The organism is Blautia sp. AF19-10LB (genome assembly GCF_003461245.1).
GTDB classification, from domain to species: domain Bacteria; phylum Bacillota; class Clostridia; order Lachnospirales; family Lachnospiraceae; genus Blautia_A; species Blautia_A intestinihominis.
This window is the reverse complement of record NZ_QTWS01000026.1, coordinates 14,858-29,435: the sequence shown is the minus strand read 5'-3', so window position 1 is coordinate 29,435 and position 14,578 is coordinate 14,858. Positions and strand designations below refer to the sequence as shown.

At 42.2% G+C, this 14,578-nt stretch carries 15 protein-coding genes; 12 read left to right on the top strand and 3 right to left on the bottom strand.

Features of this window, described 5'->3' with window-relative positions; translation table 11 throughout:
• Positions 1 to 67: 67 nt before the first annotated feature.
• The 3 genes from DWX28_RS13855 to DWX28_RS13845 are packed head-to-tail and all read left to right on the top strand — an operon-like array spanning position 68 to position 3,858.
• Complete coding sequence (locus DWX28_RS13855) at positions 68 to 1,774, top strand: serine/threonine protein kinase (RefSeq protein WP_022213570.1); 1,707 nt, start codon at positions 68 to 70, stop codon at positions 1,772 to 1,774.
• Positions 1,775 to 1,787: 13 nt separating this feature from the next.
• The gene (locus tag DWX28_RS13850) at positions 1,788 to 2,594 is read left to right on the top strand and encodes a PP2C family protein-serine/threonine phosphatase (protein ID WP_118253121.1); all 807 of its coding nucleotides are present in this window, start codon (positions 1,788 to 1,790) and stop codon (positions 2,592 to 2,594) included.
• A gap of 19 nt (positions 2,595 to 2,613) precedes the next feature.
• The gene (locus DWX28_RS13845; RefSeq protein WP_118253118.1) at positions 2,614 to 3,858 is read left to right on the top strand and encodes a hypothetical protein; all 1,245 of its coding nucleotides are present in this window, start codon (positions 2,614 to 2,616) and stop codon (positions 3,856 to 3,858) included.
• Between the two features lie 62 nt (positions 3,859 to 3,920).
• On the opposite strand, the gene DWX28_RS13840 is transcribed toward DWX28_RS13845, so the two are convergent.
• Complete coding sequence (locus tag DWX28_RS13840) at positions 3,921 to 4,997, bottom strand: serine hydrolase (protein ID WP_118253115.1); 1,077 nt, start codon at positions 4,995 to 4,997, stop codon at positions 3,921 to 3,923.
• A gap of 33 nt (positions 4,998 to 5,030) precedes the next feature.
• Positions 5,031 to 5,459: a hypothetical protein gene (locus tag DWX28_RS13835; RefSeq protein ID WP_118253112.1), complete on the bottom strand. Its 429-nt coding sequence runs from the start codon at positions 5,457 to 5,459 to the stop codon at positions 5,031 to 5,033.
• A gap of 300 nt (positions 5,460 to 5,759) precedes the next feature.
• Here DWX28_RS13835 and rpsL point away from each other — a divergent pair, with 300 nt between their 5' ends.
• From rpsL to tuf, 4 genes are all read left to right on the top strand, one after another.
• On the top strand, positions 5,760 to 6,176 hold the full coding sequence (gene rpsL / locus DWX28_RS13830; RefSeq protein ID WP_118253109.1) for a 30S ribosomal protein S12: 417 nt from the start codon (positions 5,760 to 5,762) through the stop codon (positions 6,174 to 6,176).
• A gap of 255 nt (positions 6,177 to 6,431) precedes the next feature.
• Positions 6,432 to 6,902: a 30S ribosomal protein S7 gene (gene rpsG / locus DWX28_RS13825; protein WP_044925146.1), complete on the top strand. Its 471-nt coding sequence runs from the start codon at positions 6,432 to 6,434 to the stop codon at positions 6,900 to 6,902.
• Between the two features lie 17 nt (positions 6,903 to 6,919).
• Complete coding sequence (fusA, locus tag DWX28_RS13820; RefSeq protein ID WP_227222331.1) at positions 6,920 to 9,043, top strand: elongation factor G; 2,124 nt, start codon at positions 6,920 to 6,922, stop codon at positions 9,041 to 9,043.
• Positions 9,044 to 9,306: 263 nt separating this feature from the next.
• Positions 9,307 to 10,500 (top strand): elongation factor Tu, encoded by a 1,194-nt coding sequence (tuf, locus tag DWX28_RS13815; protein ID WP_005423313.1) that lies wholly within the window; start codon positions 9,307 to 9,309, stop codon positions 10,498 to 10,500.
• Between the two features lie 258 nt (positions 10,501 to 10,758).
• On the opposite strand, the gene DWX28_RS13810 is transcribed toward tuf, so the two are convergent.
• On the bottom strand, positions 10,759 to 11,241 hold the full coding sequence (locus tag DWX28_RS13810) for a helix-turn-helix domain-containing protein (protein WP_015541737.1): 483 nt from the start codon (positions 11,239 to 11,241) through the stop codon (positions 10,759 to 10,761).
• A gap of 232 nt (positions 11,242 to 11,473) precedes the next feature.
• On the opposite strand from DWX28_RS13810, the gene DWX28_RS13805 reads away from it, so the two are divergent.
• The 5 genes from DWX28_RS13805 to DWX28_RS20600 all read left to right on the top strand — a co-directional run.
• Positions 11,474 to 11,668 (top strand): hypothetical protein, encoded by a 195-nt coding sequence (locus tag DWX28_RS13805; protein ID WP_055258613.1) that lies wholly within the window; start codon positions 11,474 to 11,476, stop codon positions 11,666 to 11,668.
• A gap of 11 nt (positions 11,669 to 11,679) precedes the next feature.
• Positions 11,680 to 12,765: a site-specific integrase gene (locus DWX28_RS13800; RefSeq protein WP_055258611.1), complete on the top strand. Its 1,086-nt coding sequence runs from the start codon at positions 11,680 to 11,682 to the stop codon at positions 12,763 to 12,765.
• A 169-nt stretch (positions 12,766 to 12,934) separates the two neighbouring features.
• A complete protein-coding gene (locus DWX28_RS13795; RefSeq protein WP_055258609.1) occupies positions 12,935 to 14,011 on the top strand; it encodes an AAA family ATPase in 1,077 nt (358 codons plus the stop codon).
• Positions 14,012 to 14,078: 67 nt separating this feature from the next.
• The gene (locus DWX28_RS13790; RefSeq protein WP_118253106.1) at positions 14,079 to 14,318 is read left to right on the top strand and encodes a complexin-2; all 240 of its coding nucleotides are present in this window, start codon (positions 14,079 to 14,081) and stop codon (positions 14,316 to 14,318) included.
• A 148-nt stretch (positions 14,319 to 14,466) separates the two neighbouring features.
• The coding region (locus DWX28_RS20600; protein ID WP_199611833.1) for a DUF5348 domain-containing protein at positions 14,467 to 14,578 on the top strand (112 nt) is incomplete at its 3' end.

The window sequence follows — 14,578 nt, the reverse complement described above, 5'->3', positions numbered from 1 at the left end:
TTGAACAGTTACGAATTACATTCAAATAAATATAGATCATATTACGAGAGGAGAGGAGGGAGGATAGATGGACAAACAACTTCCGGTTTCTGTATGGCCGGAATGGAAGATCGTGGAGAAGATCGGTGAAGGATCCTTCGGTAAGGTCTATAAGGCAAAACGTACAGAGCAGGGCAAGACCTTTTATTCTGCGATCAAAGTTATTACGATTCCCTCGAATGCCGGAGAATTGAGCAGTATTCGTTCGGAAAACCCGGATGAACAATCGGTAAAGGAATATTTTCACAGCCTGGTAGAAGAATGTATCCAGGAAGTGAATACGATGGAGTATTTTCGAGGCAATTCTCATGTAGTCTCTGTTGAGGATTATAAAGTAGTGGAATATCTGGACGATATTGGATGGGATATTTACATCCGAATGGAATATCTGACCAGCTTTCTTGATTATTGTGCCGGACGCGCACTTTCAGAAGATGATGTGATACATTTAGGAATCGATTTGTGTAAAGCACTGGAATACTGCCAGTGCCAGAATATCATTCACAGAGACATTAAACCTGAGAATATTTTTGTTTCCAGATTTGGGGAGTTCAAACTGGGAGATTTTGGCATTGCCCGGGAACTGGATCGGACAATGAGTGGGTTATCTAAGAAGGGTACATTTTCTTATATGGCACCGGAAATGTACAAAGGAGAGGCATATGATGCCAGAGTAGACATCTATTCCCTTGGAATTGTACTTTATAAATTAAGAAACCATAACAGACTTCCTTTTATCAGCCTTAAGAAGCAGCTGATCACGTATCGGGACAAGGAAGAGGCACTGAACAGGAGAATGGCAGGAGAGGAACTGCCTCCGCCGGCAGAAGCAGGGGAGGCTTTTGCAGACGTGATTCTCAGAGCATGTGCTTATGATCGCCATGATCGTTATGAAAGTGCTGAGGAATTTCGAATGGCACTGGAGCAGGTTCGATATCCTGGGCAGCCGGAACTGTCGGATATCAGAAAACCGGAGATCATATCAGATTCTCCGGAAACAGACAGAAATTTTACAGAAGAAGAGAAACCTGAGGAAACGGTTGTACTGAGAAATACAGACAAAAGGACAGGCAGAAGAATCAGCCGTTCTCCACAGCATCGAAGGAAACCTGCAAAGAAAAAGCAGAAATTTGAGCCACTTGTTGCGGCTGCTGTCATTATGGTGATAGCAGTTTGTATTGTTGTGGGCGTTTTTATCTGGCTTCTGAAAGAAAATGCAGAATTACAGCGTCTGAAGCAGTCAGTTACAGAGACGGTTCAGAGTGCAGAAAATAAACAACTTCAGGAGACTCTGGAAAAAATTCAGTCACAGGCAACAGAGATCAGCGATGATCTGAATGATTACAGCTGGATTGGATCTGAAGAAGAAGGAAAGATCAGTTACCTGAAACAGCGGGATAATGGAGACTGGCAGGTTATGAAGATACTGATCTATCCGGATCTGTCAGAAGATGGTTATTATGAAGAATATTATTACTGGAATGATGAACTGTTTTTTGCCTATATATGGGCTGATAACAATACGCTGAGTGATCTGAAGGACGGAGAGCAGAAAATAGACAGATATTATTATGAGGACGGTAAGCTGATCCGCTGGATCGATGACAAAAACCGTTGTCATGATAACGAGACAGACAGTGAGGAGTATGTAACAAGAGGAGAGAAATACTGGGATCGTGCGGAAGAGTACAAAGCTCAGTTGAATCTCTCTGCTGACAGTACATCTGCATCCTGAGAAAGGAAGGGCTATGGCGTATCAGATTGAATATGCATATACGTGCCACATAGGTAAGGTGCGGAATAATAATGAGGACAATTTCTGGTGCTGTGGCGAGAGTCTTGATTCAGAAAACAAGGGAATGAGTCATGTCCGCAGCGGAAAGATAAAACAGAAGGATTTTCCGCTTCTTGCCGTATTTGACGGAATGGGAGGCGAAAGCTGTGGAGAAATGGCAGCATTCCTTGCAGCAGAATCCTGTGGTGAGTTTTATAAAGAAAAAAAGAAAGAAATCTCAGAATATCCGGAAGAGTTCCTGAATGAACTCTGCTTCCAGATGAACCGTGCTGTATGTGATTACGGACAGGAAAATAAAATAAACAGCATGGGAACAACTGCAGCAATTCTTGCTTTTGGGGAAGACCAAGTATATTCATGCAATCTGGGTGACAGTCGTATTTACCGCGTTTCGCCGGAAGGACAGATACATCAGCTTTCGCTGGATCATGTCCTTGGGGGAGGAAGATTCGGCAAGCCGCCGCTGACACAGTATCTTGGGATCCCGGAGGAAAGCATGGGACTTGAGCCGACGATCACAGCACAGGAGGCAGTGATCGGGACTCGGTATCTCATATGTTCAGATGGAATCACAGATATGCTTACTGACAGTGAGATCGCGGCTGTTCTTGCAAGGGAAGTTCCGGTAGCGGAAACAGCAGAACTTCTGGTAGAACAGGCCCTCCAAAAAGGAGGCAGGGACAACATTACAGTAATACTCTGCGAACTTGCAGAGCAGGAACAAAACTGGTTTAGAAAATTATTAAGTTATTTTTTATAGAATATGAAGGTGACAGACTATGAAAAACCGTATGCAGGATTTGGATTTTGAACAGACAGTTGCTTTTGATTCTGTCAAAGATTTTGAATTCACACGAAAAGCAGCACAGAGATTCCGACAGGTCGTCAGTCTGGATGGGTTTGAAGACGAAGATGCTGATGTTATTTTTCATTATTTATATAAAGAAATGGAACTGGTATCTTTTGGAGATCACCTGAAGCGATATATTTATGAACGTGCAGGACTCGAAGAACCCTATAATGAAGTAACGCAGGATATTTACAGAGACATCGTGATTGAGTCTTTTCATGAGACTTGTACACCGAAATCAATGAATCCTACATCAACGAAACTGACATCTCTTGTCAATAACTGGCTGACACAGGCATCTGTCAAGAGAGAGACTGTATTTTTGCTTGGTTTTGGACTTCGTATGAGTTCGGAGGATGTTTCGGATTTTCTGACACGGGTACTGAGAGAGCAGGATTTTGATTTCCATAATCCGGATGAGGTGATCTACTGGTATTGTTATACCATGCAAGTTGGCTATCATAAGGCAGAAGAACTTAAGAAAGCCTATGAGAAACTGGAGCCTGATCCGGATTACACCGAGGCATCCAAGGTATATTCAGGCGCATTGATCCTGGACAATGAGGAGAAACTTCTGAAGTATCTGGCCTATGTCAAGGTTGGAGCGGATGACCCGATGTCAGAGAAGAGTCAGGCATTTCAGGAATTTGTGCGCCTTCTGACTCATGCCAAGGAAATCATCGCCAGGATGTATCAGGGTGATGAAGTGGAAAAAGACCGCAACAAAGTGTGGAATATTTCTGATATTACGGATTCTGATGTGGAAAAAGTTATCTGCAGTGGAATTCCTGTAAATAAGATGGGAAATCTCAAAAAAATGTCTGCGTCTATTCTGGCGAAGCATTTCAGCCAGAAGCGGTTCAGCAGACAGCGGATCAACAGCATCATGAATCATAAGTTTCCGGTGGAACGTTTTGATCTGATCACGTTGGAGTTTTTTATTGTTTCGCAGGAGATGCAGGATGATGATCCATATAATCGATATCATCATTTCCTTGAAGAAATACAGAAGATCCTGCATAAATGTGGAATGAGTGAGATTTATATTGTGAATCCGTATGAGTGCTTTTTGCTGATGTGTCTTCTTACGGACTGCCCGCTGGCGGTTTTTGCTGATATATGGGAGATGTCCTATGAAGATACAGACGGGGAAACCTCGGAAGAAAAAAGCTGATTTTTTTATAAAAATAAAGCCATACGATCTGTTTAAACCGTATGGCCTTTGGGTGATGCGTTTTATTCGTTGTAGTATCCGTAGATCATACGGGAATCCTGAGCAATCGTTTCCTGCGCATTGCTGGTACTGCTCAGATTCTGAGACATGAAGCATACAACCAGGTCGATGCCTTTGGTTGTGTTGTAGATGATTCCAACATCATTTTCAACATTGTCGAGTTCGCCGGTCTTGTTTGCAACGCTGACACCTTCCGGCATGTCTGCCGGGATTTTGTTGCGGCGTTCCTGCATCTTGAGAAGAGAGTACATGGCATCGGCATGGGATAAAGTTGGGTTCTCAGCAGTACCTGCATTGATCTGGTAGATCTCTTTGAGAAAATGTCCGCAGTCATTTACGGAAGTATAATTATCGCCATTTTCATTGCTGTGTAGAAGAAGTCTGCCCATGGAAGTACTGGTATATCCGTGCGCCTGGCAAAAGGCATTGACTACATCCATGCCGGCAGAATCATCGCCGCCGCCGAGCATATTTACGAGAGTATTTGCAGCATCATTATCACTAACAGTAATCATAGGATTGAGATAACTGTTCAGGGTATCTGCATCGTATGTTTCGCAGAGCTGATCGTAGTTTTCGTAAACGGTGCCCATAATGAACAGCTTGATCAGGCTGGCAGCCTGCATCGGCTGATTGTCGATCGTGCCTTCGGTGCCTTTCATAAGGTTGCAGACGTAAACGGACCAGTTTCCATTATCCTGCGGAAGAAGAGTTCTGACTTGTGAAAGAAGATTGTTCAGACTTTCATCCGTTGTAGTCTCAGAGGAGACCGTCTCGGAGGAGTGGGATGGGGAAAGCGTTCCTTCTTCCTGACTTGCAGATTCAGCAGAAACTGTATCGGAAGACGACTGCTGATTTTGTTCCTGGAGCTGCTTGAGTTCATCGGACTGAGCAACGAGGTTTGCGGATGTTTCTGCCATTTCCTGTACGGTATCCTGAAGTTCAGTGACTTTGGACTGGAGGGAGGCAAGACCATTCAGTGAATACAGAGCCAGTCCGCCAAGTCCGATGACTGCTACAGCCAGAATGCTGATGATAATGTACAGAAAAAAAGGTTTTTGCTGTTTAGGGGTATTCATATTAAGATATCCTTTCTTTTTAAGTGCAACAGGTTATTGATCGCTGAAAAGATCTTCGGAATCCTGCGGGTTGATCTCAGATATTTCGTCTTCAGTATCGTTGTTTCCCCCTGAAGTGAAAGAATTGTATTCGGGCGAAGTATTCTGATTGAAAACAGAGGTCTGTGTATCAGCAGATTCTGCTTCAGGAAGGCGTTCACTCACGGTCTGACGTGTACCGGAATTCTGTTGTTTCTTCCAGTTGAGAAGATCCTTCTGAGACTGGATCGCATCAGCGTAAGCGGAACTGGCGTTATCAAGTTCTTCTTTTTTGGCATCCACCTGCTGAATGAAGGTGTCCAGCTGGGCTTCGTAATCGGAGATCTGCCGGGCAGTTCTGAGTTCGACAAGGAAAATTCCGGCAATAAAGAGAAGACCAGTCAGGACCAGCAAAAGAATGCCAGGATTCAGCTTTTCTTTCATGATGAGAAATCCTTTCTTATTATATAGAAGTAAAGCAATAAAGTAAAAATGATTATCAGCATCAGCGAAATAATCTTTTCAATATTATAAACAGAGTACCTTCAAAAAGCAATAATCAGGAATTCGTAAAAAAAAGAAAAAATCATGTAAAATGCCTTGACAGCCGCATTTTTACGGGATATAATGAGCAGGCGTGCAACAGGAACGCTGTTTTTTTGTTGCCCGGCATTTAAATTTGACAATAGCAACCGCGCTACCCCATGGCAAACCATGGAGAAAATAATCGGGAGGTGAAATGGAATGCCAACATTCAACCAGTTAGTAAGAAAAGGACGTCAGACATCTGTAAAGAAATCTACAGCACCGGCTCTGCAGAGAACATTCAACTCTTTAAGAAAGAAAGCTGTTGAGCAGTCTGCACCACAGAAACGTGGAGTTTGTACAGCAGTTAAAACTGCAACACCTAAGAAACCTAACTCAGCTCTTAGAAAGATCGCCAGAGTTCGTCTTTCCAACGGTATCGAAGTAACAAGCTATATCCCAGGAGAAGGACATAACCTTCAGGAGCATAGCGTTGTTCTTATCCGTGGTGGACGTGTTAAGGACTTACCTGGTACCAGATACCACATCATCAGAGGTACACTGGATACCGCAGGTGTAGCTAACAGAAAACAGTCTCGCTCCAAATATGGTGCTAAGAGACCTAAAAAGAAATAAAGCAAATTTCGCAGCTTAGCGAGAAATTTGCGATACTTCTTGAATATGCAATATTCAAGAAGGTTCCCGTCTGAACGGGAGACAAAATAGAAAATAAGCAATCAATCGAAGATTCACTTATAGCTATAAATATTGTACGGTATTCCATATACCCTGTCGGTTGCGGGTTAAATATAGGACTTTACCAGTGCGAACACCTTAGTTTTTATAGTGAGTACCGATGATTTAATCATTTTGATTAAGGAGGGAAGTAACGTGCCACGTAAAGGACATACTCAGAAAAGAGACGTTCTGGCAGACCCGATGTACAATAACAAAGTGGTTACCAAGCTTATCAACAACATCATGTTAGATGGTAAGAAAGGTGTCGCTCAGAAGATTGTATACGGCGCATTCGCTAGAATTGAAGAAAAAGCTGGCAAACCAGCTATCGAAGTTTTTGAAGAGGCTATGAACAACATCATGCCGCTTCTCGAAGTAAAAGCAAGACGTATCGGTGGTGCTACTTACCAGGTTCCGATCGAGGTAAGAGCAGACAGACGTCAGGCACTGGCTCTTCGCTGGCTCACCACATATTCTCGTAAAAGAGGCGAGAAGACTATGGAGGAGAGACTTGCAAACGAGCTTCTGGATGCAATGAACAACACAGGCGCATCTGTTAAGAAGAAAGAAGATATGCACAAGATGGCTGAAGCAAATAAAGCATTTGCTCACTATCGTTTCTAATCAAGGAGGAAATCCAATTGGCTGGAAAAGAAGGTAGAGAATACCCGCTTGAGCGTACCAGAAACATTGGTATCATGGCTCATATCGATGCAGGTAAGACAACTCTTACAGAACGTATCCTTTATTATACAGGTGTCAACTACAAAATCGGTGATACTCATGAAGGTACCGCAACAATGGACTGGATGGAGCAGGAGCAGGAGAGAGGTATCACAATTACTTCCGCTGCTACAACATGTCACTGGACTCTGCAGGATCACTGCAAGACTAAACCAGGTGCTCTGGAACACCGTATCAACATCATTGATACTCCAGGACACGTAGACTTCACCGTAGAGGTTGAGCGTTCACTCCGTGTACTTGACGGCGCTGTCGGCGTCTTCTGTGCAAAAGGTGGTGTAGAACCTCAGTCTGAAAACGTTTGGCGTCAGGCTGACACTTATAACGTACCGCGTATGGCATTCATCAACAAGATGGATATCCTCGGTGCAAACTTCTACAATGCTGTAGATCAGATCAAGACTCGTCTTGGTAAAAACGCAATCTGCTTACAGCTTCCAATCGGAAAAGAAGATGAATTCAAAGGAATCATCGACCTTTTCGAAATGCAGGCTTACATCTACAATGATGAGAAAGGTGAAGACATTTCCATCACTGAGATCCCAGAAGACATGCAGGAAGAAGCAGAACTTTATCATACAGAACTCGTAGAGAAGATCTGCGAACTCGATGATGATTTAATGATGGAATATCTGGAAGGTGAAGAACCGACTGTTGAAAAGATGAAAGCAGTTCTTCGTAAAGCTACTTGCGAATGTACAGCTGTACCGGTATGCTGCGGTACTGCATACAGAAACAAGGGTGTTCAGAAACTTCTGGATGCGATCATTGAATTCATGCCTGCTCCAACAGACATTCCTCCAATCGAGGGTGTTGACCTGGAAGGCAACCCGATCGTGAGACATTCTTCTGATGAAGAGCCGTTCTCCGCTCTGGCATTCAAGATTATGACAGACCCATTTGTTGGTAAACTGGCATACTTCCGTGTATACTCCGGTACTATGAATTCTGGTTCTTATGTACTCAACGCTACTAAGGACAAGAAAGAACGTGTTGGCCGTATCCTTCAGATGCACGCTAACAAACGTATGGAGCTGGATAAAGTATACTCTGGAGATATCGCAGCAGCAATCGGTTTCAAATTCACCACAACTGGTGATACAATCTGTGATGACCAGCATCCGGTAATCCTTGAGTCCATGGAGTTCCCGGAACCGGTTATCGAACTTGCAATCGAGCCTAAGACAAAAGCTGGTCAGGGTAAACTTGGTGAAGCTCTTGCAAAACTGGCAGAAGAAGACCCGACATTCCGTGCACATACAAACCAGGAAACAGGTCAGACAATCATCGCTGGTATGGGTGAGCTGCATCTGGAAATCATCGTTGACCGTCTGCTTCGTGAATTCAAAGTAGAGGCTAACGTAGGTGCTCCTCAGGTTGCATACAAAGAGACTATTACTAAGGCCGTAGACATCGACAGCAAATATGCTAAACAGTCTGGTGGTCGTGGACAGTATGGTCACTGTAAAGTTAAATTCGAGCCTATGGATGCCAACGGAGAAGAACTGTACAAGTTCGAATCCACAGTTGTTGGTGGTGCTATTCCGAAGGAATACATCCCGGCTGTTGGCGAAGGTATCGAGGAAGCTATGAAAGCTGGTATTCTGGGTGGATTCCCGGTAGTCGGCGTTCATGCAAACGTATATGACGGTTCTTATCATGAAGTCGATTCCTCTGAAATGGCATTCCACATTGCAGGTTCTCTTGCATTCAAGGATGCTATGCAGAAAGCATCTCCGATTCTTCTTGAGCCTATCATGAGAGTCGAAGTTACTACTCCGGAAGATTACATGGGTGATGTTATCGGTGATATCAACTCCCGTCGTGGTCGTATCGAAGGTATGGATGATATCGGCGGAGGTAAGATGATCCGTGGATTCGTTCCGCTTTCTGAAATGTTCGGATATGCAACAGACCTTCGTTCCAGAACTCAGGGACGTGGTAACTACTCCATGTTCTTCGAGAAATACGAACAGGTTCCGAAGTCCGTTCAGGAAAAGATTCTTTCTAAGAAAGACTGATAAATAGAGAGACTACTGTTTACAGAGAATATTCCGCGAGGTGTTTTGCCATGAATATGGCAGAATCCCGAGACATGCGGGGCAAAATGCTATCACCGTAGGTGATTTGGAATGCATTTTGACCAAGTTACTGTGAACGGAGTGAACAGTAATAAAAAAGCTTGCAAATATCCTTGATTTGCAATATAATCAAGGATAGCAAGTCTAAAACTGATAAAATGCTCTGGAAGAAAGAGCATAGTTTTTAAGGAGGACATTTTAAAATGGCAAAGGCTAAGTTTGAGAGAACAAAACCGCATTGTAACATTGGTACCATCGGACACGTTGACCATGGTAAAACAACTTTAACAGCAGCTATCACAAAAGTTCTGGCTGAAAGAGTTCCAGGAAACACAGTTGAAAACTTCGAAGATATCGATAAAGCTCCAGAAGAAAGAGAGCGTGGTATCACAATTTCTACAGCACATGTTGAGTATCAGACAGAGCATAGACATTATGCACACGTTGACTGCCCAGGACATGCTGACTACGTTAAGAACATGATCACAGGTGCAGCTCAGATGGATGGTGCTATCCTCGTAGTTGCTGCTACAGATGGTGTTATGGCTCAGACAAAAGAGCACGTTCTTCTTGCTCGTCAGGTTGGTGTTCCGTACATCGTTGTATTCATGAACAAATGTGATATGGTAGATGATGACGAACTTCTTGAACTGGTTGAGATGGAAATTCGTGAACTTCTTTCCGAGTATGACTTCCCAGGAGATGACATTCCGGTTATCCAGGGATCTGCTCTTAAAGCTCTTGAAGATCCGGCTGGCCCATGGGGAGACAAGATTATGGAACTCATGAACGCAGTTGATGAGTACATTCCGGATCCACAGCGTGACACAGACAAACCGTTCGTTATGCCTGTAGAGGATGTATTCTCTATCACAGGACGTGGAACAGTTGCTACTGGTAGAGTAGAAGCTGGTGTTCTTCACGTATCTGAAGAAGTTGAAATCGTTGGTATCAAAGAAGAAACACGTAAAGTTGTTGTTACAGGAATCGAAATGTTCCGTAAACTTCTTGACGAAGCTCAGGCTGGTGATAACATCGGTGCTCTTCTTCGTGGTGTTCAGAGAAACGAAATCGAGCGTGGACAGGTTCTTGCTAAACCAGGAACACTTACATGCCATACAAAATTCACAGCTCAGGTTTACGTTCTGACAAAAGATGAAGGTGGACGTCATACTCCGTTCTTCAACAACTATCGTCCGCAGTTCTACTTCAGAACAACAGACGTAACAGGTGTTTGCAACCTTCCAGAAGGAACAGAAATGTGCATGCCTGGAGATAACATCGAAATGACAATCGAACTGATCCACCCAATCGCTATGAGCCAGGGTCTTACTTTCGCTATCCGTGAAGGTGGACGTACTGTAGGATCAGGACGTGTTGCTACAATCATCGAGTAATACAATCTGAAAATAGATTTGTTATCGCAAGATAACTTGTGTCCAAACGTAAGATACCCCAGAAACCTTGTGTTTCTGGGGTTTTTCTGTACTCTAAGAAAAGAATTGTTTGTAAAATTATCAGATTAGAAACAGTGAAACGTTTATCAGAAAGATGAAATACGGATAAATTTAAAATTGAAAAATCAGTCTAGCGGTGCCAAAACGGTGCCAAAAAGAAACTCCTGCGAATATTTGCTATTCACAGGAGTAATTTTTTTACCAGCCTTTGATCTGTTTGATCTGTTCAGCACGTTCCGGATCACGATGATATTGCAGTTTCAGACGGATCGTTTCCACAACTTCCTGTCTGGCTTCATCATCAAGCTGATAGAACGATGTGAGCAGATTATCTACATCAGGCATACTGTTCTTACCGAAAAGATACATCAACGGGTACATAGAATTTTTTAAATAAGTCTTTACACGGCTTGCGTCTAATGCTCCGTTCAAACCGTCTGGAAGTGTAGGATAAATCTCTTCTTCCTTAATTGTGCCAGAAAATGGACTGGCAGAACATATCTCATTCACATCAATTTGTAATTCATTTGCAAGTCTTAAAGCAAAATCAAATCGAATATTGGAATCTTTTTGAATAATTGAATATAAGGTTGTGGCACTGATTCCGGTTGCCTTTGCAATTTTACGGACATTTGTGCCTTTTTCATCAAGATATTTCTTTAAATTTTTACCGTCACCCATAGAATCCTCCTTTTTCATATATTGCGAAATTACGAAAAACATAAATCTATAGAATATCATAGCACAGACCTGGAATAAAATAAAGAGAAAATAATATACGAAGTTCGTAAAAATATGTTTACGAAATATTGACAATGAAATAAATACATGATATTATCAATTTACGAAAATCGTACAGATATAGAAATACAGTAAACGTATTCTGTATCTGGAGAGGAAAGGAGGATGCAGTATGGCAAGCTACAATTATATGATGAGTGCTGATGAAGTGGCACAGGAATTAAACTGCTCAAAATCTTATGCTTATAAACTGGTGAAAGCTATGAATAAGGAACTGGCTGCACAGGGATATATTACGATGGCTGGAAGAATACCAAAGGCGTTTTGGGCAAAAAAGATGTATGGCTATGAAATAGCAGGAAATTAAGGAGGATTAATATGGCTTACAGAGAAAAAGACACAAAAAAATGGACAGCCCAGTGGTTTGAGACAAATGTTATGGGTGAGAAGAAAAAACGCAGAAAGCGTGGATTTGAAACAAAGCGAGAAGCATTGGAGTTTGAACGAAGTAAAAAGTTGAGCACTGAGCGAAGTATGGATATGAAACTGAGCGATTTTATTGAGATTTATTTTTCAGACAAACAGAATGACCTAAAAGATCGAACAATCAAAAATAAAAGATATATGATGCAACAGCATATCGTTCCATACTTTGGAAATCAGATGATGAGTGAGATCAAGGCTTCACAGATTATTCAGTGGCAGAATGAAATTCAGAAAAAAGGATATTCAGATTCTTATCTGAGAATGATTCAGAATCAGTTGACCAGTCTGTTTACACATGCAGCTAAAATATATGATTTGCCAGTTAATCCATGCAAGAAAGTGAAACGAATGGGAAATTCGGATTCGAGAAGTTTGAACTTCTGGACACTGGACGAGTACAAACAGTTTATACAGACAATGGAGCCGGGAACAAGATATTATCTTATATTTGAGATGCTGTTCTGGACTGGGTGCAGGATTGGGGAGCTGCTTGCGATTACAAAAGCTGATATCAATTTTGAAAAGAATCAGCTTAGTATCAATAAGACTTATTACCGAACAGGAATGCAGGATATTATCACAGAACCAAAAACAAAACAGTCCTTTCGAACAATCGAAATTCCAGAATTTTTGAAAGAGGAAATTAAGGAATTTGTAGATGGTCACTACGGAATGCCGGATACAGAAAGATTGTTTCCAGTTGTTCAGGAAGCGGTACAGCATAAGATGAAACGGCAGATTGAACTGGCAGGAGTAAAGAAAATCCGAGTGCATGATCTCAGACACAGTCATGTGGCTTATCTCATTGAGAAAGGTGTAGAACCGTTACTGATCCGGGACAGATTGGGTCATAAAGATATTCGTATCACATTGAATACTTATGGACATCTTTATCCAAATCAGCAGAGGAAGATTGCAAATCTGCTGGATAATGAAAATGCAGTTACCGGATTGGGAGAAGAAAGAGATGAATGTTGAAAAGGCAAAAGAAAAAGCCCAGATAAATAATCTGAGCAAGTTCTCTGATAATCAGATTAACTGATATACCATCTTGGCAGATTCAGTATATCACGAATCGAGAAATACGACAATTCCCGAATATCTGTTCATCAGAGACTTGCCCGGAAGGGCAGGAGGAGATGATGGAATGAATATGAATGAAAAAAACAAAATTAAGAATTGCAGAATAGAACCAAAACTGAAACTGATCAATATGGATTCAGTAGAGGTGGAACAGGTAGAATGGCTGCTTTATCCGTTTATTCCTTATGGAAAAGTGACCATTATACAGGGAGATCCAGGAGAAGGAAAGACAACAATGGTACTTCAGATTATTGCAAAACTGACCAGAGGAGAGCCGATTCTTCCTGTTACTGATACAACAAAAGAAAAACGAAGTGATGAAGTCGGTAGTGAGAATGAAGATCTAGATGCCAAAGATAATATTCAGGAACAGTCTTCTATGTCACCTGTAAATGTGATTTATCAGACAGCGGAAGATGGTCTAGGAGATACTATCAAACCCAGATTACTTGCTGCAGGTGCAGATTGTTCGAGGGTGCTGGTGATTGATGACAGTGACCAGCCACTGACAATGGCAGATGCCAGATTAGAAGAAGCAATCGTGCAGACAAAAGCCAAAATGGTTGTTCTTGATCCGATTCAGGGATTCCTGGGAGCAGAGGTAGACATGCACAGGGCAAATGAGATCAGGCCATTGATGAAGCGTGTCGCAGTGCTGGCAGAAAAATATCACTGTGCAGTCATTTTAATCGGTCATATGAACAAAAACAGTAACGGCAAATCTTCTTATCGAGGACTTGGCTCCATTGATTTTCAGGCTGCTGCAAGAAGTGTCCTGATTGTCGGGCGAGTGAAAGATGAACCAGAAGTAAGAGTGGTATGTCATACGAAGAGTTCTCTTGCACCGGAAGGAACGTCCATTGCATTCAGACTGGATAAGAATAATGGCTTTGAATGGATTGGAGAATATGATATCAGTGCCGATGAACTTCTTAATGGAGACGGCAGAGGGCAGAAAAGTCGGAAAGCAAAAGAATTTCTCCTTGAAATACTGGCAAATGGAGGAATGACTCAAAAGAAAATTGCAGAAGAAGCCGAAACCAGAGGAATAAAAAGTAAAACGTTATGGAATGCCAAACGGGAACTTGAAATTGATTCTGTAAAACGTGGAAAGCAATGGTATTGGATGCTGCCAGAATAAAAATGGAAGATGGCAAGATTACCATTTCTTAAGAAGAGGGAATCTTGCCACCTTGAAAGGAGAACAGATGCAAAATAGAAATGTACAGATACCATACGAGTTATTCTTTCAGCTCCTCCAATATTTTTTGATGGATAACTACGATGGTGAAGAAATAATCCGGTTGGGGTTGGAGAAGAAACTGGATGCAATGGTGAATCGTGAAGTGTACAGCAAATCCAAAACAGCACCAACGGAAGAAGAAAGAGAAAAGTTCAGGCAGGAATATCTGGATAGACGGGGAATACCGGAGAACTTTCGATGGTAAAGGTTCTTTCTGATTGCTTTATTACAGGAGCGTGTCACGCACCTGTAGATAGCAGACAAGGAGAAAGCCGGTAAGGTGTAGTCGGGAGTTTTTGGATGGATATAAGGTTGCTATAAATTGATAGTTGTGAAGAAGGGAGAAAGATACAATGAAACAGGGAAGATTAGGATATAACAGCAGCAATGACAGATATGGTTTATTATCATCAGATTTATGGATTGATACAGGATTTCACTGTGGCGAAGGTCTGGAAGTTCTGC